General features: G+C 61.0%; 16 protein-coding genes and 2 tRNA genes. 6 read left to right on the top strand and 12 right to left on the bottom strand.

The features are described from left to right. Positions 1-119 precede the first annotated feature (119 nt). The gene (locus HMPREF2562_RS05830; protein WP_070549750.1) at positions 120-467 is read left to right on the top strand and encodes a DUF4288 domain-containing protein; all 348 of its coding nucleotides are present in this window, start codon (positions 120-122) and stop codon (positions 465-467) included. Positions 468-731: 264 nt separating this feature from the next. On the opposite strand, the gene gluQRS is transcribed toward HMPREF2562_RS05830, so the two are convergent. Further along, entirely contained in the window at positions 732-1,694 is a 963-nt protein-coding gene (gene gluQRS, locus HMPREF2562_RS05820) for a tRNA glutamyl-Q(34) synthetase GluQRS (protein WP_053087286.1), read from the bottom strand. 315 nt (positions 1,695-2,009) lie between these two features. Here gluQRS and HMPREF2562_RS10740 point away from each other — a divergent pair, with 315 nt between their 5' ends. Together HMPREF2562_RS10740 and HMPREF2562_RS05815 are read left to right on the top strand one after the other, a co-directional pair. Further along, positions 2,010-2,153, top strand: a complete 144-nt coding sequence (locus HMPREF2562_RS10740; protein WP_224783815.1) for a hypothetical protein — start codon at positions 2,010-2,012, stop codon at positions 2,151-2,153. Positions 2,154-2,279: 126 nt separating this feature from the next. Next, the gene (locus HMPREF2562_RS05815) at positions 2,280-3,056 is read left to right on the top strand and encodes a queuosine precursor transporter (protein ID WP_049190189.1); all 777 of its coding nucleotides are present in this window, start codon (positions 2,280-2,282) and stop codon (positions 3,054-3,056) included. Positions 3,057-3,115: 59 nt separating this feature from the next. Here the strand turns inward: HMPREF2562_RS05815 and HMPREF2562_RS05810 are convergent, their stop codons facing one another. From HMPREF2562_RS05810 to HMPREF2562_RS05790, 5 genes are all read right to left on the bottom strand, one after another. Beyond that, entirely contained in the window at positions 3,116-3,895 is a 780-nt protein-coding gene (locus HMPREF2562_RS05810; protein ID WP_049190211.1) for an ABc transport system integral membrane protein, read from the bottom strand. 13 nt (positions 3,896-3,908) lie between these two features. Continuing rightward, positions 3,909-4,862: an ABC transporter ATP-binding protein gene (locus tag HMPREF2562_RS05805; RefSeq protein WP_049190213.1), complete on the bottom strand. Its 954-nt coding sequence runs from the start codon at positions 4,860-4,862 to the stop codon at positions 3,909-3,911. A gap of 228 nt (positions 4,863-5,090) precedes the next feature. Then, a complete protein-coding gene (gene tgt / locus HMPREF2562_RS05800) occupies positions 5,091-6,392 on the bottom strand; it encodes a tRNA guanosine(34) transglycosylase Tgt (RefSeq protein ID WP_016421849.1) in 1,302 nt (433 codons plus the stop codon). Positions 6,393-6,453: 61 nt separating this feature from the next. Then, on the bottom strand, positions 6,454-9,474 hold the full coding sequence (locus HMPREF2562_RS05795; RefSeq protein WP_070549749.1) for an MMPL family transporter: 3,021 nt from the start codon (positions 9,472-9,474) through the stop codon (positions 6,454-6,456). A gap of 425 nt (positions 9,475-9,899) precedes the next feature. Next, positions 9,900-9,990, bottom strand: a tRNA-Ser gene (locus HMPREF2562_RS05790). A 232-nt stretch (positions 9,991-10,222) separates the two neighbouring features. Here HMPREF2562_RS05790 and HMPREF2562_RS05785 point away from each other — a divergent pair. Further along, entirely contained in the window at positions 10,223-11,203 is a 981-nt protein-coding gene (locus tag HMPREF2562_RS05785; RefSeq protein WP_048732160.1) for a diaminopimelate dehydrogenase, read from the top strand. Between the two features lie 107 nt (positions 11,204-11,310). On the opposite strand, the gene HMPREF2562_RS05780 is transcribed toward HMPREF2562_RS05785, so the two are convergent. The 3 genes from HMPREF2562_RS05780 to HMPREF2562_RS05770 form a co-directional block, all read right to left on the bottom strand. Beyond that, positions 11,311-11,499, bottom strand: a complete 189-nt coding sequence (locus tag HMPREF2562_RS05780; protein ID WP_049190198.1) for a CsbD family protein — start codon at positions 11,497-11,499, stop codon at positions 11,311-11,313. Positions 11,500-11,634: 135 nt separating this feature from the next. Then, positions 11,635-12,213: a tRNA adenosine(34) deaminase TadA gene (gene tadA, locus HMPREF2562_RS05775; protein WP_083295706.1), complete on the bottom strand. Its 579-nt coding sequence runs from the start codon at positions 12,211-12,213 to the stop codon at positions 11,635-11,637. Beyond that, on the bottom strand, positions 12,155-12,712 hold the full coding sequence (locus HMPREF2562_RS05770; RefSeq protein WP_005510946.1) for a tRNA adenosine deaminase-associated protein: 558 nt from the start codon (positions 12,710-12,712) through the stop codon (positions 12,155-12,157). The genes tadA and HMPREF2562_RS05770 overlap by 59 nt, the downstream gene beginning before the upstream one ends. Before the next feature lie 38 nt (positions 12,713-12,750). Here HMPREF2562_RS05770 and HMPREF2562_RS05765 point away from each other — a divergent pair, with 38 nt between their 5' ends. Then, on the top strand, positions 12,751-13,776 hold the full coding sequence (locus HMPREF2562_RS05765; RefSeq protein ID WP_049190201.1) for a prephenate dehydrogenase: 1,026 nt from the start codon (positions 12,751-12,753) through the stop codon (positions 13,774-13,776). Positions 13,777-13,785: 9 nt separating this feature from the next. Then, on the top strand, positions 13,786-14,634 hold the full coding sequence (locus HMPREF2562_RS05760; protein WP_049190202.1) for a CoA transferase: 849 nt from the start codon (positions 13,786-13,788) through the stop codon (positions 14,632-14,634). A 47-nt stretch (positions 14,635-14,681) separates the two neighbouring features. Here the strand turns inward: HMPREF2562_RS05760 and HMPREF2562_RS05755 are convergent, their stop codons facing one another. The 3 genes from HMPREF2562_RS05755 to HMPREF2562_RS05745 form a co-directional block, all read right to left on the bottom strand. Beyond that, positions 14,682-15,671 carry an LLM class flavin-dependent oxidoreductase gene (locus HMPREF2562_RS05755; RefSeq protein ID WP_049190204.1) on the bottom strand — a complete coding sequence of 330 codons (990 nt, stop codon included), beginning with the start codon at positions 15,669-15,671 and terminating at the stop codon, positions 14,682-14,684. A 298-nt stretch (positions 15,672-15,969) separates the two neighbouring features. Beyond that, positions 15,970-16,042, bottom strand: a tRNA-Arg gene (locus tag HMPREF2562_RS05750). A gap of 224 nt (positions 16,043-16,266) precedes the next feature. Next, positions 16,267-19,938, bottom strand: coding sequence for a phosphoribosylformylglycinamidine synthase (locus HMPREF2562_RS05745; protein ID WP_070549748.1), 3,672 nt, complete (start codon positions 19,936-19,938; stop codon positions 16,267-16,269). Positions 19,939-20,430: the final 492 nt, after the last annotated feature.

Genomic DNA, 20,430 nt, shown 5'->3' with positions numbered 1-20,430 from the left:
AGGGTAAGCGCAGGTTTCAGCAACAATCCAATGTTTATCAATTCGAGTAAACGTGGCGTCCAGTAAGAAAGCCTCAAATTCGTACTGAACTAGGCGGCAATCGAAGAACGGAAAAATAGATGGAACCATACATCGGAATTGCAGTTTTTGAGTTAACAAAGCAAAGAGATTCAACCTCGGCGAATGAGAGCTTCTTCCGTGAGGACTTATACATTGTCTTTGCCGATTCTGATAGCGCCGCATACGCGCAGGTCGAAGCATTAGCCCACGAAAATGAATCAGCCCCAGAAGAGCCTTCCCACTCGGGAGGATCTGTCACGTTGCGCCACATCGTAGATGTCGCCCCCGCTCTTAACGGTCGCGTCGATACAGACATCGACATCTATTCTCGCCACTTCGCTTCCCTCGAGGATTACAAGCGCTTCGAAATGAAATTAGGTGGCAAAGATCCTCTAGCGGAGTCCTAGGCCTCGTACCATGAATCGCTTCCGCAATTTCGCAGCTGCCGCACTCCTCTTAGCCCTGACTTGCTACATTGGACTGTTTTTCGTCAGCACTGCACTCTCCGATGCCTGGACAATACCCCTCGCTGTCGGCGTCTTCGGATTCGGCCTAATCAGCTTCCTAACAGCGCTAAAAGCCCGGTCAAACGGTTTGACAATCGTAGCGGCACTAGTTGCATTCGCACTCTTGCCCCTAACGTATGCACTAGCCGTAGTTCTCGGCGGGCCCTAGAAAATCACCTGTCCGCGAGGAATTTCCAGACCCGCACGCAGGGCTTCAGGGAGGTCGGCAATGGAGCCGAGTTCTGCGCCACTATCGCCACCGTCGCTACCATCGCCACCATCGCTACCAACACCGCCACCGAGCGAATCCAGAATCCACCGCTGCGCTGCACCCACGGACACCTCGCCGAGAGTCACGTCGCCATCCCGCTTGGACAATCGGCGCCCCTTAGAGTTCACCACCAGTGGCACGTGCACGAACGAAGGCGCCGCATACCCCAAAAGACCAGCCAAGTACGTCTGGCGCGGGGCGGAGGACATCAGGTCATCACCACGCACGACTTCAGTGATACCCTGCTCGGCATCATCGACGACGACCGCGAGGTTGTAGGCCCACATGCCATCGGCACGCTGAAGGACAAAGTCATCGATCGGAGCGGCAATCTCGCCATACAGCTCATCGGTCGCGGCCCCCTCACTCACCTGCGATTTCAGGCGTATCGACGGCCTTCTCCCCGCCGCCGCAAATTCGGCCTTTTTCGCGGAGAGGTGCTCGTCGTCAAGCGAACGGCACGTGCCGGGATACTGCCCTGGCACGCCATGCGGCGCGGAGGAGGCGGCGAGGATTTCACGGCGCGTGCAGAAGCAGGGATAAGTCAGGCCGCGTTGCGTGAGGTCGGCGAGCGCGGATTCATACAGGTCAGAGCGTTCTGACTGGCGGACCGGGGCGCCATCCCAGTCTATGCCGATGGCCTCGAGATCGGCGAGCTGCTGCGCCTCATACTCGGGGCGGGAGCGCTGGCGGTCGATATCTTCGATACGCACGATGAAGCGACCGCCCTGCGCGCGGGCGTGCGCCCAGGCGAGAACCGCGGTGCGCAGGTTTCCCAGGTGCAGCCGACCGGTCGGCGAAGGGGCGTAGCGGCCGGTGGGTAAAGTGGAATTAGTCAACCGTTGGGAACTGGTCACAGGAATATGTTAGCGAGACCCCAAGATGATAGTTGAAATCTTGGGGAAAGATCTCCGGTTGAATAATTCAAATCATCTTGGAGGAAATTCATCTATTACTCGAAAGGCATTCATGACCTCTCAATAAAATCAAGGGTTAATGTATGCGTGACTTTTTGTAAGCGGATCTTTTAGAGGAGAACAATGTCATCACGTTTGCGCGTAAATTGGCTAGCATCGATTTCCATTATCGGACTAGTCGTGAGCCTCCTCTGTCTCCTGGGCATCGCAAATGGGATGTACACATTGAGCAAACTAGCTAACCAGACTGCCGTTATGAGTACAGCAGCTATTACGGCAAAGACAGATCGCGCGCTGCTCTACTGCTTAATCGCTCTTGCCAGCCTGATTGTAAGCTGTTTTACATTTATTGTTAACGGAATGCGCAGTAAGCGTGGAGCTAAGAAAACAAATAATTAAACCCGCTCATCCTCTAACTCCTGCGGACTCAAACCCACAGGAGTTAGAGGATGAGAGGCAGAGTCGGCCTCGAAGACTTCATCGGCACTCGCTTGGAGCCCTGAGCGGCAGGTAACATTCCCTCCCGTGACAAATAACGAAAACCTGCCCAAGTCTGGGCCGGGCAACGCCGAGACTGCCGCTGTGAGCACCTCGCACGCGCCCGAGAACGCAACTAAGTCCGAATCCACAGCAACCACGCCACGCCACATCCCGGTACCGAAATCGCTGTACCCGATGTTCACGGCCATTTTCATTGGCGTGCTGATTGTCTCCAACATCACCGCCACCAAGGGCGTGGAAATCTTCGGCCTGGCCACCGACGGTGCCTTCTTCCTCTTCCCCTTGAGCTACGTCATCGGCGACGTGCTTTCCGAGTGCTATGGCTACAAAGCCACCCGCCGCACCGTGTGGACCGGTTTCGCCATCCTCGCCGGCGCAATGCTCTGCTTCTTTGCCGCCATCAAGCTCCCGGCGGCACCGTGGTACGAGAATCAGGAAGCCTTCGCCACTGTGCTGGGCACCGTCCCGCAGCTTGTTCTCGCAGGTCTGGCCGGTTATGTCGTCGGTCAGCTGCTCAACGCCTGGTCGCTCAACGCCATTAAGAAGCGCACTGGTGAAAAGGCTCTCTGGGCGCGACTGATGGGCTCGACTGTGGTTGGCGAGTTCGTCGATACGCTCATCTTCTGCTCCATCGCCGCCACCGCTATCGGCATCGATACCTGGGGTACCTTCGTCAACTACGTCATCGTCGGCTTCATCTGGAAGACCGCCGTCGAGATTGTAGTCATGCCAGTCACCTACGCCGTCATCGCGTGGGTCAAGCGCCGCGAAGGCTACTACGACACGCGCGTTCCCGCTTAACGACGAAAAAAGTGCCGCGACCTCGCCTGAGAAGCGAGTAGTCGCGGCACTTTTTGCTTTTACTTCACATCCCGTTTGGCATTGACCCAATGAGCAACGCCAACAGCCACAACAATCCAGGCCACCAGCACCACGATGTTGAACCACATCGGCTGCGTCATGCCGGCCTCAAACCCGATGCGTGGATTCTCCGGATTTGCCATCAGACCGCCCAATTGCGTCGACAACTGCTGAATGCGTGCACCCGGCGTGACCAGCCACAATGGCCGGAAAATCGCATACGCCAGCGCCGCGAACTCCAGCATGCTTTCCACCACCAGAATCCACACCAGCGGAATAGCGACAGCGGCCACGCGCGAGCGCGTCAGCACTCCCAGCGACATCGCGATTAGTCCAAACACTACAAAGCCAAGCACTCCGGCGAGCATGTCCGTGGCAGCGTCGCCGCCCTTGAACTCCACGCGCGGGGAAACCGTCACCGATAGCCAAGCAAGCGCCACACCAATGACCCAACAGACAGCAATCAGCACAAGGGTCAGCGTCATCCGTGCCGAAAGCCACAGGCTCCTTCGGTCCTGCGTCAAGAACGCATGCGCATTCATCTGATCGTTGTACTCACCCGCCAGGGTGGAGCCACCAAAGGCAATCACGATCATGTTGAAGATCACGGTCCCCAACAGCAGCAATTCCCAATCAGCGGTTGCACCAGCGTCCGCCGCCATGCTGAAAGCCGCCATCGGCCCAGCTATCGAGCCCACCAACAACACCACATACACCCACGTGCCACGCAGGCTGGCTAGCTTCGTCCACTCCGACCGCAAAGCGTTTCCAAAACTCATCTCAGTCACTCCCCTACTGCCCAATCGCCTGCGCGCGGTATTCCTGCGATTCCTGGGTCGCAGCCAGGAACTTTTCCTCCAGGTTGTCGCGCTTCGTGTGCAACCGCGTCACCAACAGCCCCTCACGCAGAGCAGCGGCCGCAATGTCGCGGCGGAGTTGCTGCTCGCTGATGCCGTCGTAAAGCGGAATGCGCAATTGCTTATCGACGTCAACCCCACGCGCGACCGGCCCTAACGCCTGCAGCAGCCGAGCGGGGTCATCGACTTCAACTTCGATGACCGTGCCGTCGGAAAGGAATTCATCCATGCTGTACTCGCCGATCATGCGACCGCGGCCGATGACGACGATGCGGTCGGCGGTGAGCTGCATCTCGGAAAGGAGGTGCGACGACACGAGGACAGCGCAGCCCTGTGCGGCCAGCGCCTTGATGGTGTGGCGCATCCACGAGACGCCTTCGGGGTCCAGGCCGTTGACCGGCTCATCCAAAATCAGATGCTGCGGCTTGCCGAGCAGAGCCGCTGCCACTCCCAGACGCTGCTTCATGCCCAGCGAGTAGCCGCCGACCTTGTCCTTCGCCGCCTCGGTCATGCCGACCTGCTCAAGGCACTCTTCCACGCGGGTGTCGGGGATGCCGGCGCCGCGGGCGAGGGCCCGCAGATGAGCGCGGCCCGAACGAGCCTTGTTGTGCCAACCGGCATCCAGAATTGCACCGGCGATGCTGGGCTTATTCTTCAGCGTGGAAAAGGGCTGGTTGCTGTAGGTGTTGCCCTGGGAATCCGTCCCGGTGAACAAGGCCTGGCCCGTGGTCGGGGTATCGAGGCCCAGCATGCAGCGCATGGTGGTGGACTTGCCGGAGCCATTTGGGCCGAGAAAACCTGTCACTACACCGTCGGGAACGGTGAAGGACAGGTCATCGACGGCTAATTTCGAACCGTACTTCTTGCTGAGTCGTTCAACCGTGATCATGTCCTCCATGATGCCGGTTGAGACTGCCTCGCGCAGTAGAGCTAGGTCTAGTTTTGGGCTTCCCCCGGGCCCGCCCAGCCGCCACTTCACGCCACTGGACTGATTCGGGTGTTCCCTGCCACTTCACGCCACTGGTGTCACCTCATGCCACCTCCACAGATGGCACGAGGTGACATGGCTGTCGTGAAGTGCGAAAAGGCAGAAGCCTAGCCCCAGCCCAGCCGGCCCCTAATTCCCCACCGCACGACCACCGTTGGCGTAGTAGCGGCCCATGAACTCATCGCGATACTCGAAGAACCGGTCCTCCAGGATCGCAGCGCGAATGTTCTCCACCAGCTGCACCATGAAAAACAGGTTGTGAATCGTGCACAGCGTGCCAGCCAGGTACTCCTTGGCCTTCAACAGATGATGCAGGTAGGCCCGGGAATAATTCAGCGAAGTGTAGGAGGGCACCTCCGCATCCACGGGGCGGAAGTCGTTCTTGAAGCGGGCATTCGTCAAGGTCATCCGGCCATCGAGCGTGTACACACCACCACGGCGGGCAAGCCTGGTCGGAGCCACGCAGTCAAAGGTGTCGGCACCGGCCTCGACAGCGGCGAAAATATCGTCCGGCTCGGAAATCCCCAGCAGGTGGCGGGCGCGGTCGTCGGGAAGCTCGTCGTTGACCCAACCGCAGATCAGGCCCAGGTTCTGCTTCTCAATCGCCCCACCAATGCCATAGCCGTGGAAGCCGAGCTGGCCGGCATCCTCGAACTCGCGGGAGAGCTCCACCAGCCCGCGGGCGGCCTTGCGGCGCAGGTCTTCGTACTGCGCACCCTGCACGACACCGAATAACTGCTGGATGGGCAACTGGTCGTCGTCAAGCGAATGAACATGCGCATCGACCTGACCGCGCGAAATCGTCAGCTCGTTGTGAGCCTCCAGGCAACGGCGCGCCCAGCGGTGCGTGCGCTCGACGGATGCCTCCTGGTAGCCGCGGGTGTTCATCAGCGTGGTGAGCTCGTCGAACGCCATCATGATGTCGGCGCCCAGCGCGTGCTGAATACGCATGGACACCTCCGGCGTGAAGCGGTGCTCGGAGCCATCGATGTGCGAGCGGAAAGTCACGCCGTCCTCGTCGACGAACGCGTTGCGCTCTTTGCCCTCGGCGACGATGTCATCTTTCTGCATGCCGGTGACGTCCATCGCGAGGGTCTTTTTAAAGCCCGCGCCGAGGCTGAGCACCTGGAATCCGCCGGAGTCGGTGAATGTCGGGCCGTTCCAGTTGGAGAACTTTGCCAACCCGCCGGCCTGGTCGACGATTTCCTCGCCGGGCTGCAGGTACAGGTGGTACGCGTTCGACAGCATGGCCTGCGCGCCGGTGGATCGCACCTGCTCGGGCGTGAGCGTCTTCACGGTCGCCTTCGTGCCGACCGGAATGAACGCCGGCGTAGCAATATCGCCATGCGGGGTGTGGATGGTGCCAGCACGTCCGCGCGCGCCTTCGATTTGCTTTACGACGTCAAAGCCCGTCGTCCTCGACTGCGACATGAAGCTCCTTGGTTGTGGTCCAGTGCTAATGCCTTGAGGTTACCTGGGTGCTATTCGCGAGTTACTCAGCGCTGTCGTTTTCCTCGGGTTGGGCAGCGTTTTCCGGGTCCCACACGGCGCGGCTACGACGTGGCGCTTCCTCTTCGAGTCCTTCGCGCTTCATCAGTTCCGCAACCGTAATCTTCTTCCGCTTACGAGCCGGGCTGTAGTACGGGCGGACCTCGACGTCCTTGGCATTTTCCGGGTTCGGCTGGGCGTCGGTTGGTTCAGCTGGCGCGGGCTGCATGAGCTGTTCGGTCGGCTCCGCCTGCTCTGGCTGCTCTGGCTGTGCCGGCTGCTCCGGATCAAAAGGCGCCGTAGGGGCGGACAGTTCGGCCTGCTCAGAGCGTTCGGCCTGCTCCGCCTGGTCAGCGGGCTCAAGCTCTTCCAGCTTTGCCTTCTTCCGCTTCGGAATCCAGCGGTTACGCTTCTTGGTCGCAACCGCCACAGCGGTACCACCTGCTGCGCCCGCCGCGCCCGCCGCGCCCGCCGCAGCGGCTGCACCAGCACCAACTTCACCATCGGCACTGTCTGTTTCGTCCTCGTCAGCGTCCGTGTCGCCAAAGCCACGCCCAGCACCTTCGCTTTCGGGCAACAGGGACTCACCGCGAGCCATACGCTCGCGGCGGCCCTTCTCCACCAGCTCCTCGGAAACCTCTTCCAGGGCAGAGCCTTCGACATCCACAGAAGGCAACACCTTGTCCAGCCACTTCGGCATGTACCACGTAGCGCGGCCAAGCAGGAACATGGATGCCGGGATGAAGGTCATGCGAATAACGAAGGCGTCGAAAAGCACTGCGGCACCCAGCGCGAAGCCGAATACCTTAATAATCGCCAGGGGCTGCCCGGCGAAAGCCGCGAAGACGGAGATCATAATAATCGCAGCGGCAGTGACCACACGAGCGCCGAGAGTAAAGCCCTCAACGACCGATTCTTCGACCGCGTTGTACTTCGACTCTGGTGAGGATTCACCCTTGTTGTGGGTGTAATGCTCGCGCATGCGGGAAACCAGGAAGACCTGATAGTCCATGGCCAAACCGAACGTCACGCCGATGAGGAAGATTGGCACAAAGCTGACCAGCGGACCCGGAGTGCTAATCACGCCCCAGAGGCCGTCCTGGAAAAATGCCACTGTGACACCGAATGCGGCTGCGACAGAGAGCAAGAAGCCCACACCCGCAGTCAACGGCACCATCAGGGAACGGAAAATCATCAGCAGCAGGATCACTGCCAGACCCACGACAACGCCCAAGTAGAGCGGCATTGCGCCCTGGAGGCGGTCGGTGATGTCAATTTCAATAGGAACCAGACCAGTGACACCGGTGAATAGGCCGGTGGTCTGCTCAATCTGCTTCTGCTGATCGCGCACCGCGTTCATCAGCTGCTTGGTCGCAGGATCGAGTGGACCCGACTTCGGGGTCATAATCATCTTGACCGCAGTGCCGTCATGATTCATGCCAATCATCTGGATGTGCTCGACACCGACGTTGGATTTGAACTGGTCGACAGCGTAACTATAGGAAGCCTTGCGGGCGGCCTCGATGTCAGAGAGTTCCGGGTTGGTCTGTCTCAGGGACTCGATAAGTGGTTTGAGCACCGGTGCATCGGGCTTCACATCGTCCGACTTGGCAATAATGATGAGCTGAGAGTTACGTCCCGCACCGAAGCCCTCTTCAATCATGGTGATGGCCTTGCGGTTCGTGCTGTCCTTAGCCGCAGTAGAGTCGGACGGCAGCGCCAGCTTCAAGTGCATGGCCGGGTAGGCCAATGCCAACAGCAAGACGATACAGCCGACCAGGAACAACCCTGGGGCCTTGTGCACGAAAGTGACCCAACGTCGCCCCATCGTCATCTCACCGAAGAAGGAAGAGCGACGTTCCTTGCGCGGGTTACGCGAGGGGTTGCCAGCAACACCGGGCACGCGACCAGCGAAGACCTTGTCGCCCAGCAGAGACATAACTGCCGGCAGCAGGGTCAGAGAGACCAGCACTGTGAAGGCCACCGTAATTGCCGCCGAAATACCCATCAGAGACATGAACGGCACCTTGGCGACCGTCAGCGCTGCCAAAGCGACAATCACGGTGAGGCCGGCGAAAACCACAGCGGAGCCAGCCGTACCGGTAGCCATGCCGATGGCGTCTTCGTTGGTCATCCCTCGGGCTCTTTCTGCCCTGTAGCGAGAGAGGATGAACAGTGCGTAGTCAATACCGACAGCCAGGCCGAACATGACGGCAAGTACCGGGGTAATCGAGTTGACGTCGGTGAATGCGGTCATCAATGTCACGCCGAAGACACCGATGATAATGCCCACTACCGCCGTCACAATAGGCAGGAACGAAGCGACCAGAGATCCGAAGGTGACAACCAGCACGATAAATGCCACGGTCACACCGATAATCTCCGAGGTCGGAGCTACCTCAATCGCGGGCTGCATGCCCGGGCCAGAGGCCTCGACCTTGATACCGGCGTCACGACCGGCCTGCATTGCGTCGAGAAGCGCCTGCATATTCTCCGGTTCGATGTCCTGCGGCATCTTGGCGTCGAAAACGAAGGTGGAAATACCGTAGCGACCGTCATCGGACACGGTACGCAGGGCATTGGCATCGGCCTCGGCAACATCCTTGGGCAGGCCGGCGGCCATGCCCTGTTCCTTGACCATCGCCTGCATCTTCGGATTGAGGTCTACCGGGTTGTGAAGTTGCAAATCATCGGAGATTTGGCCGACATTGTCGCGGATGCCGTTAATGACCTGGTCAACAGCTTCTTTATTCTGTGGGTCATCGAGCCTCTGCCCCTCCGGGGCCTCGAAGGCGACATAGATACGCTGCTCTCGAATTGGGTTCGGAACATCGGGGAACTTTTCCTCAATCACGTGCGAAGCCGTTGCCGACGGCATGCCGGGGATCGAGAACTGGTCGATGAATCCCTTCTGGAATGCGGCAACTGCACCGCCCAGCCCCGCCAAAATCAGGAACCACGCGATGATCACAGTCCATTTATGCAGGTAGGAGAACCTGCCGAGTTTGAACAAGGCCTTTGCCATGTCAAGTTTCCCTTACGTCTAATATTCGCCTGGACCGCCCCAACTGCAGCTTCCCCAAGTTCGCGCTAACCAAGCACTCCCTCGGACTCCACCTGCAGTTTGAAGCCTCTTCGCTACTCCGATGCTAGCGACCACCCCGGATTGGCCAACATCAACTCTGGCGCTGACATGGTCATTGAGGGCGGGCACGACATAAAAACCGGAAATACTTTTGCTAAGAGTAGCGGACTTCCCGGATAAACGTGAACAATGGGGTGTGTGTTACTGATGTTATTTTTGTGATTTAGGCGCTCCAGGTCGGGTGCCTCACCATTTGCCGCTTTACGACGGACACCTCCCACACCTCCACCACACCCAGACAATCAGGGCCGATTAAATGCAAAACCCCCGGGGCTCCTATTTAAAGGAACCACCGGGGGTTTTATTGGCGGTGACGGAGGGATTTGAACCCTCGGTACGGGGTTACCGCACAAAGCATTTCGAGTGCTTCACCTTCGGCCGCTCGGACACGTCACCGCTAGAAAACGTTACAGGTAGCCCCTTTATCTACCAAATCCCCAGGTCAGAGTAGCCAGGCCTTCGCCAAGCAGTTCACGGCGCACTTCAACCCGCGTCCCCCAAGCCCCTCAACCCTCCACCGCGCTATTCGGGGTGGCCAACGCCCGCTGAGATATGAAGGAATAGTCTGTAGCTTGAAATCTAGAAACTTAAACACAGAAGTACAGCCACACAGAAAGGGTTCTCCCTCATGATTCGTTCCGCCATCATCGGCTACGGCAATTTGGGCCGCAGCGTCGAAAAGGTCATCGCTGACCAGCCGGACATGGAACTCGTCGGCGTTTTCTCCCGTCGCGATTCGCTGGACACTGAGGCCCGCGTACTCCCGGCGGCGGATGTCGAAAAGTACAAGGATGAGGTAGACGTACTGTTCGTGTGCCTCGGCTCGGCCACCGATGTCCCGGAGCAGGCTCCTGAGCTGGCAAAGAACTTTACGACGGTCGACACCTACGACAACCACCACGAGATTCCGAAGCACCGCGCGGCCATGGACGCCGCCGCCCGCGAAGGTGACAACATCGCCATGATCTCGACCGGCTGGGATCCGGGCCTGTTCTCCCTGAACCGCGTCCTGGGCGCTGCTATCCTGCCGGGCGCAGACCAGATGACCTTCTGGGGACCGGGTCTGTCGCAGGGTCACTCCGATGCCGTGCGTCGTGTGCCGGGAGTGAAGAAGGGTGTCCAGTACACCAAGCCGAACCCGGAAGCTATCGAGGCCGTAAAGAAGGGCGAGGGCGCAGACCTGAAGGGCAACGAATGCCACCTGCGCCACTGTTTCGTCGTCGCTGAAGAGACCGGCAACGCCGACGAGGACGCCAAGCTCAAGGAGCAGATCCGCGAAACCATCGTGACCATGCCGGATTACTTTGCCCCTTACGAGACCATCGTGGACTTCATCTCCGAGGAGGAGTTCGACCGCGATCACCAGGGCATGCCGCACGGTGGCCAGGTCATTACCCGCGGCCAGGCCGGTACGTCCGGTCACGTCATCGAGTTCGGCCTCGACCTGGATCGCAACCCCGACTTCACCGCAGCTGTCCAGGTTGCCTACGGTCGCGCTGCCTACCGCCTGAAGCAGGCTGGCGAGACCGGTGCCCGTACCGTCTTCGAGATCGCCCCGTACCTGCTGTCCGCCGAACCACTGGATGACCTGGTGGCCCAGAAGCTGTAGCCAGCCCCAACGCTGGCAGCCGGCCATCGAAACACAAAGAACCCAACCGCCTCCGCGTATCAGACGCGGAGACGGTTGGGGTTATCTCTACCCGAGAACTAAGCGCTTTACTTGTCAGTCAGCTTGCCCAGGGTCTCAGTGGCCTTGTCCTTCAGGTCCTCAGCACCCTGCTTGACCTTCGAAGCAGCCTGCTCGCCCTTGCCCTGGTTTGCCAGGTCGTCGTTGCCAACGGCGTTGCCGGCAGCTTCCTTAACCTTGCCGCCCAACTCGTCGGCCTTGTTCTGCAGCTCGCTCATTATGTAAGCCTCCTATGTAAACGACTTATCTATTCTCTAGAGCCACCGTCTAGCAGCTCCACTAGTTCCGACGGTACGTGAAAATGAAGGCTCGTCACGGCCACGACGGGAATTGTGACCTAACTGTGACCCCGCTCACGCTTCCAACTGCCGTTGCCGTTCGAAGAATTCCCGCAGGTAAACGGAGCATTCGTCGGCAAGCACACCCCCGCGCACCTGCGGCGTGAATGCGTGGGCGGGATCGCGGATGACATCGGCGATAGAGCCGCACGCGCCGGTCTTGGGCGACCACGCGCCGAAGACCACGCGCCCCACGCGCCCCATGACGCACGCGCCGGCGCACATCACGCACGGCTCCAGCGTCACGACCAACGTGCACTGCTCCAGCCGCCAGCCGTCACCAACAGCGCGGGTGGCCTCGCGCAACGCAATGACTTCGGCGTGGGCAAGCGGGTCACCATCAGCTTCCCGACGGTTTGAACCCCGGCCTACAACCTTGCCCTCGGCATCCACGACCACGGCTCCCACCGGCACATCCCCGGGTGCCGTGTGAGCAGCTTCGGCAATAGCCAGGCGCATCCACTCTTCGTCGAGAATGTCCTGTTTTCGACGGGGTAGCGCGCTTGGCCGCTCGGTCAGGTGACCTTTGTCAGGGTTAGTCGTCATAGGGGTCGTAGTCGTCATCGTCGCCGTCGTAATCCAGGTCGGCGACATCGGCTAGCTCCTCGGCACACCCCAACTCCTCAGCGATGGCCAGAAGCTGCTCGGACGCCCACAGCGACTGATCGTCACAGATGGACTCCAGGGCTTCCTCCGAACAGCCCAGGTCAGCGAGGATATCCATGTCCCCCTCAGCCCAGGCATCGACATCGTCGAGCTCGTCCTCGTCGAGGTCGGGGATATCCAGATCCAGCTCGTCGAACACATCTGCCGCAATGTCATCGGTCACGGCAGCGGTAGCGTCGGAAAGCACTACGCGCAGCGACCCAACTCCCTGGCGCACGAGAATGAAGTAGTCGTCGTCGATATTGAGCATTCCGACAGCAGCGCGTTCCGAACGCAGATTGCGCAGCGCCTGTGCGGCGTCAGCGAGCGAATCGGTGGCGTCGTCCCCGAGGTCGACGACGCGCCAACCGCGCTCCCCCATAGTTACGGCAACCGCGAAGGAGCGGTCGTCATCGGAGGTGTACCCTCCGGAAAAGGTCGTGCTCATAACCCACAACGCTAGTCGCTGTATGTCATGCTTGTCAGGTGAGCAATTTCGAGTCCCCCTCCCCTGCTTCGTCCTTCCTGTCAGCTGCACAACTACCCGCCGTATGCATCCTCGGTTTGGGCCTCATCGGTGGCTCCATGATGCGCGATCTGCGGGCTCATAATGTCGAATGCTTCGGTTGGAATCGCTCGTCCGCAACGGTCGAGGAAGCCACGAAGGAGGGATTCGACGCCAGTACAGATCTTCAGGCCACGCTCGAACGTGCTGAGGCTAGCCGCGCGCTCATCGTGATCGGCACCCCCATGACAGTCGTCGGCACGATGCTCGACGCCATCAACGAGCACGCCCCCAGCTGTGGCATTACGGATGTGGTCTCCGTGAAGGCGGCCGTCGCCGCCGAGGTCTCCGCTCGCGGGATGGAGGAACGCTTCGTCGGCGCGCACCCAATGGCGGGGTCCGCGCAGGCGGGCTGGTCCGCCACGCTCGAAGGGCTTTTCGACGGCGCCCCCTGGGTCATCACCTACGACCTAGCAGCTGCTGCCGACGCTGCGGGCAAGCCCGTCCCGGAGCGCTGGATTGAGGTCTTTTCGCAGGTCGCCAACTTGGGAGCAGCTCTTGGCAGTCAGCTCATTCCAGCGCTGAGCGACCACCACGATGCCAGCGTCGCCCGCATCTCCCACATGCCACACCTGGCAGCCTACGCAATTGCCGCCGCCGGTGAAGCCGGTGGCCCTCTGGCCATTTCGCTGGCGGCCGGCTCTTTCCGCGACTGCACCCGCGTCGCCGCCGCTGCTCCCGACATGGTCATGTCCTGGTGTGAGAACAACACCGAACCCGTGCTCGCCGCGCTTGACGACGTCATCGAGCGCCTCACCGCCGCGCGCACCCAGTTGGCCACCGAGGGAACCGCTATGGACCTGGCCAAAACCGGTCAGATTGCCCGTGTCCGCTACGAGGCCCGCCCCGCTCACCGCCCGATTTTCCGACTGCGCGTCGGCGAGGGCGACTGGATCAACCAGTTGAAGTTGGCCGAAAGCGTCGGCGGCCAGGTAGATGTGTTCTAGTGTGGAACTATGTTTTCCCCCGAGCTGCACACCAGCCTCGCCGGCATCACTGTCGTCAACTTCGCCATTAACGTTCCGGGACCACTGGCCGCTCAGCACTTGGGCCAGCTAGGCGCCCGGGTGATTAAGGTCGAACCACCCACAGGCGACCCGCTCGGTTCCTTCGGCCGCCCCTGGTATGAAGCTATGTCCGCAGGTCACGAGATTATCCAGGCGGATCTGAAGAGCGATGAGGGCCGCGCACAGCTGAGCTCGCTGATTGATGAGGCCGATGTGGTCATCACCTCGGTTCGCCCCTCCGCGCTGGAACGCATGGGGCTGGCGGGTCTCCACGAGCGCCCGAATGGGCCGGTGCATATCGACATTGTCGGTGATACCAAAGCTCCAGAAACACCTGGCCATGACCTGACCTACCAGGCGGAGGCCGGAACTCTCACGCCTCCAGCCATGCCGTCGGTGTTGTTGGGCGACATCCTGGGTGCACACTTTGCGGTCACCGCTGCCCTTGCCGGGTTGATTAAGCGGGCGGGTGCGGGTGCAGACGTCGTAAAGCAGCCTGGACTGCACTGTCGCATTGGCCTGAAGCAGGCGGGCGAGGCCGGTGCCGCGCCGCTGAAGTACGGCATGACGGCGCCCGGCGGACTACTCGGTGGCGGCCTGTGGACGTACGGCCTCTACCCCAGCGCCGACGGCTACGTGGCCGTGGCAGCGCTGGAGCCGCACTTTGCCGCCGCCCTGACCGAGGCCACACGCGCGAGCAACCGCGAGGAGCTTGCGGATTTCCTCCGCGAGCGCACCAACGCCGAAATCATGCAGCTTGCCAGCGAAAAGTCGCTGCCGCTGGCTGCAGTGAAGTAAGCGGGTCAGTTTAAGGCCGCGCGCCTCGGGGGTCGGGGCCTGGAGCCTTACGCGGTCAACCCCGCGGCCTCTGCGGTGAGCTCCACCGAACGCAGCCGGTCAGGAACCTTCAGCGATTGATGAGCCACAATCAGCTCATCCGCCGTCGAGTACTCACCGAACTGCGCAATCTGCTCACGCACCTGCGCCACCGTGCCGACTGCCGTGTGACGGAACATATTCTGCACCTGGCGCCCCTGCGGAGTATCCATCAGAACCTCCGCCTCATCGTCAGTGAGGTGATGCCCACCGCGACTCAGGAACCGCCCGACCATGTTCCTGCGGGTAGCGAAGTACTGCTGCTGCGCGTCCTCTTCGCTTTCCGACGCAATCACATTCATGGCCGCAAAAGCGTACGGCTTATCCAGCTGCTCAGAAGGCTGGAACTGCTCGCGGTAGACCGCGATGGCATCGCGAAGCGCGTCCGGAGCGAAGTGCGAAGCAAACGCGTACGGCAAGCCGAGCGCCGCTGCGAGTTGAGCACCAAAGAGCGAGGAGCCCAGGATGTACAGCGGCACATGGGTGCCGCGACCCGGAATTGCGTTGATGCCCTTGATCAGCGACTCGTCGGAGAGGTAACCGCGCAGCTCCTGCACATCCTGCGGGAAGGAATCGGACGAACGCGGGTCACGCCGCAGGGCGCGCATAGTGGCCTGGTCCGTGCCCGGCGCACGACCAAGCCCCAGCTCGATGCGATCCGGGTACAGATTCGCGAGCGTGCCGAACTGCTCCGCGACCGTCAGCGGTGCATGATTCGGCAGCATGACGCCGCCGGAGCCGAGGGTGATGCTCTCGGTTTTTGCAGCCACGGCTGCGATAAGAACTGCCGGCGACGAGGACGCGATGGAGTTCATATTGTGGTGCTCTGCGTACCAAATACGCTGATAACCAGCCTTTTCCGCTGTCTGCGCCAAATCGATGGAGCCCTGTAGGGCGTCTGCGTGGGACTGCCCCGAGGCTACGGTAGCAAGGTCAAGAATGGACTCAGTACGAATCATGGTTCCACAGTCTAGACCGTTAGGCGGATATTGCGAGTTTGAGATGCTTCGAATACTGAGGCGCTGGGTTTTGGGGTTTGAGGTGGCTCGTGGATGGACGGGCTCATGGGTGGCTCGTGGGCGGTATTCACTTGTCGATGAGGTATTCACATATCGATGAGCTATAGCCTGGCCACAAGTGAATAGCTCATCGATATGAGCGCAGGCAGAGCCAATACCGCGCGCGTAAGTGCCGGAAAACCATCGATAAGTCGGGCAGACAAAAAGACCCGCACCTTATCGGTGCGGGTCTGCATTGTGCGCCCGAAGGGATTCGAACCCCTAACCTTCTGATCCGTAGTCAGATGCTCTATCCGTTGAGCTACGGGCGCATTTTGTTGTTATTCAGCGACTCTGGGGTAATTCCCTCGGCCCCTGCAACGAATAGATACTTTACTCATCCTGCGGAGTTTTACAAAATCCGCTGTTCAGAGGCATAATCCGGGCAACCCGGGAAGAGTCTTAGGCTGCAACTGCGCCACCCGCTATAGCTGCGGGTGGCAGCGTAAGCTGTACGCGCGGCGGAGACTATCCGCCGCACAGCACCAGACCAGTCCTACTCGCCGCGGACCCAGCGGACAGCGTTGCCAAAGATGTCCTGCTCACCAATACCCGGAATGTTGCGCATCAAGCCCTCGCGGAAACGCTCAGGGTGACCCATCTTGCCCAGAATCCTGCCGTCAGCACTGACAATGCCCTCAATGGCGTAGGAAGAACCGTTCGGGTTGGCTGGCGCTGTCATCGTCGGCACGCCCTCGGCATCGCCGTCGGCATCGACGTACTGGAAAGCGACCTGACCGGCCTCGAACAGGCGGCGGGCCTCGTCCTCGGAAACCACGAAACGGCCCTCACCGTGAGAAACCGGCATGAGGTGGGTCTGGCCTGGCTCGAAACCACGCAGCCACGGGGAATTCACGGTCGCGACGCGAGTAGTAGCGATGCGGGAAACGTGACGCAGCTGGCGGTTGTGGGCCAGGGTCGGCGAGTCCTCGCGGAGCTGCGCAGGGTCGCCGTACGGCAGGAAGCCGGACTTGACCAGCGCCTGGAAACCGTTACAAATACCGAGCACAAGACCGTTGTCGGCCACGAACTCCTTGACGGCGGCTGCGACATCGTCGGAACGCAGGAACGCGGCGATGAACTTGGCGGACCCGTCCGGCTCATCCCCCAGGGAGAAGCCACCGGAGAACGCCAGGATGTCGGCGTCCTGAAGCTTCTCGATGAACGCCTTCGTGTCCTCCGCCAGCATTGCCGGGGTCAGGTTGCGGATAACGTGGAACTCGTAGGTAGCGCCAGCTGCGACGAATGCTTCGGCCATGTCGTATTCGGAGTTGGTACCCGGGAAGACCGGCAGCAGCACGTGGACATCCTTCTTGCCCGGGCTCTGCAGGTCGGTCTCGGTTTCGTTTACCTGGTTGGCAAACTCCGGCAGGGCCTCGCCCTCGTACTCATTGAGTGGGAAGACGTCACGGTAACCGGACTCCATCGCTTCCAGAGCCTCAGCGACCGTGAAGGACTCCGCACCGAAGCGCAAGGTACCCGACTCGTCGGTGGCACCAATCTTCACGGCCCCCGCAATGGCCCCCTCAACAGCACCCTCAACAGCCTGACCAGCTGGAACAGCCACAACGATGGAACCCAGCGGAGCCTCCGGAAGGGATGCCTCCAGGCCCACGCCATTGCCCACAGCCATGTTGACCAGAGTCGCGGCCAGATCCGCGTTGGTCACAGCCGAAGCAGCAGCCGGACGCAGCTCGCGCACAGCAGCAAACAGTTCATTGAGCTGCTCGTAGTTCGGTTCCCCGGACTCGAGCGGCTTGTGCGCAAACAGGTAGAGGTCGAAGTTACCGGCCGGGATTGCAGCGGACACAGCGTCGGTTTCGTCCATTGCAGCGACCGCAAAGGTCACCAGTGTCGCCGGCACGTGCAGATCCTCGCCGTAGGTGCCGGACATGGAGTCCTTACCGCCAATGGCCGCAACCTGGAAGCCATCCTGAGCCTCCAGCAGGCCAAGCAGAGCCTGCGCAACCTCGCCCCAGCGCTGCGGATCCTGGTCCAGGCGCTGGAAGTACTCCTGCACACTCAGCCAGGCACCGCGCGGATCGCCACCGGCCGCTGCGAGCTTAGCCAGTGCCTCCACGACGGAGTAGGAGCCCATGAGGTACGGGGACTCGTCGGCAAGCGATGGCGAGTAACCCCAAGTCATGACGGACGCGGTGCTCGTGCCGCCATCGACCGGCAGCGTCTGGATCGACGCCTGCTCGTCGGTCTTCTGCGTCGCGCCACCGTACGGCATGAGCACGGTGGAGCGGCCGACGGTCGAGTCGAACTGCTCGATCATGCCCTCCTGGGAGCCCGCCGTCGCCGCACGCAGCGACTCCAGCACGCTCGCCGGTGCCTGCTTTACGACGCCGCCCTCCGCAGCAACCATCTCGACATTCTGGGCGCGGTCAGCGCCGTTGGTGTCGATGAACTCACGGGAGAGGTCGAAGACGACCTCGCCGCCCATGAACATGCGCAGCCGACCGGTGTCGGTGATGTCTGCCAGCGCGACGGCCTCGATGTTCTCTTCGGCAGCGGCGGCGATGATGAAGTCGGCGTCCTCCGGGCGCACGACCAGCGCCATGCGCTCCTGAGACTCGGAAATCGCGATTTCGCGGGCATTCAGACCGGCGTACTTCAGCGGCACGCGCTCGAGGTGAATGTCGATGGAGTCAGCCAGCTCACCGACCGCAACGGACACGCCACCTGCACCAAAGTCATTACAGCGGACAATCTTGGTGGCGACGTCCTCGCGGCGGAACAGGCGCTGAATCTTGCGCTCGTTGACCGGGTTACCCTTCTGCACCTCGGCACCGGAACGGCCCAGCGAGTCCTCATCGTGAGCCTTGGACGAGCCAGTCGCACCGCCGACACCGTCACGGCCGGTGCGGCCACCGAGCATGATCACCACATCGCCCGGCGCAGGTTCGAGGCGCTTGACGTTGTCTGCCGGGGCAGCGGCGACGACGGCACCGAGTTCCATTCGCTTAGCGACGTATCCCGGGTGGACCAGCTCGCGCACACCAGTGGTGGCCAGACCGATCTGGTTGCCGTAGGAGGAGTAGCCGGCTGCGGCGCGGGAGGAAATATCGCGCTGCGGCAGCTTGCCCTCGAGGGTCTGCTCGCGCGGAGTGTTGATGTCACCTGCGCCAGATAGACGCATGGCCTGGTAGACCCACGAGCGACCCGACAGCGGGTCGCGGATTGCGCCACCGAGACAGGTCGAGGCACCACCGAATGGCTCGATCTCGGTCGGGTGGTTGTGGGTCTCGTTCTTGAACATGAGGAGCCACTTGCGGTCATCGCCCTCGACGTCGACGTAGACGGAGCAGGCGTTGATTTCTTCGGAGACTTCCTGGTCATCCATGACACCCGTGCGACGCAGTTCGCGGCCCATGATGGTGCCCATGTCCATCAAGGAGCGTGGCTTGTGCGTGCGACCGTTGAGCTCACGCAGCTCGTCGTAGCGACGCAGCGCGCGGTCGAGCTGTGCGGCAAAGCGCGGCTCGTTGTTCTCGATGGAGGTCAGCTCGGTGTTGAAGGTGGTGTGGCGGCAGTGGTCCGACCAGTAGGTATCCAGCGCGGACAGCTCTACCTCGGTCGGGGTGCGGCCCTCGGAGCGGAAGTAATCCTGGATGGTCTTCAGGTCGGCCAGCGACATGGCCATGCCGTCGGCTGCGAGCAGCTCGGCCAGGCCTTCGTCATCCAGCTCGGTGAAGCCCGGGTACTCCTTCAGCGGCTCAATCTCGCCCATGCTCGGACGGCGCAGGACGCTCAGGTTCTTCTCCCCCGATTCGACCGGGTTGATGAGGAAGGAGCGCACGGCGTCATTCACCGGAGCATCGAAAACATACAGCGTTGCCGAGGTGATCTGCGCCTGCGTTTCCGGGCGGAGCAGGCGCAGGGCCTGCTCGGCGGCATCGGCACGCTGGTCGTACTGGCCAGGCAGCGGCTCGACAGCAAGGTAGTTCCCCAGCTCGGCGGGGGCCGGGAGCTCGACCAGCTCGTCGACACGCGAATCAGCAACTACCGACTCACGCAGCGCGACAAGATCCTCCTCCGTCGCATCGAAAGCATCGTAGAGATAGTAGATTGCCACCTCGCCGTCCTGGCCGATCGAGGACAGCAGCGTAGCTTCCTCATTGCGGAACTCGGGCTTACGGCGAACGGCTAGACGGGCGTCCATCAAGGCTCCTATCGAAATACGGGGAGGGCAACCGGGGTCTAAGTCTATTGCAACTGTTCAGGATAGGAAAATGTCCCCCGGCGTGCGAGGCGGCGCGAGGCGGCGCGGGGCGGAAGCCCCGATTGACCAAGTACAAGGCCAGGCTAATCGGATTCAGCCGGGCAAAGGCTGCGCGGGGGTGTTGGAGGTACGGCCGTGGCGGCTCAGGGAGGTGGCGAGTCGGTCGGCAGGTCCGGGTTGGTGCCTGTTGCTGCGCTTTGCTACCTGTTGCTGCGCGTTGCTGGAGCAAGGGAGCTGGTTCGTTGTCTTATCGATGCATAGTTCACCTATCGATTCGCTATAGCCTGGCCACAAGTGAACAGCGCATCGACAAGTGCACACGTAGCACCCACAGCGCGCGCATAAGTGGCGCAAAACCATCGACAGGCCACGAGAAACCATCGATAAGTGACCGAACCCTGGGGTTAAGTAGCAAAAAGTGTGTCTGACTTT

The organism is Corynebacterium sp. HMSC077G07 (assembly GCF_001809225.1).
GTDB classification, from domain to species: Bacteria; Actinomycetota; Actinomycetes; order Mycobacteriales; family Mycobacteriaceae; genus Corynebacterium; species Corynebacterium jeikeium_D.
Note: the sequence above shows the minus strand (reverse complement) of the source record. Positions and strands in the feature narration are given on the sequence as shown.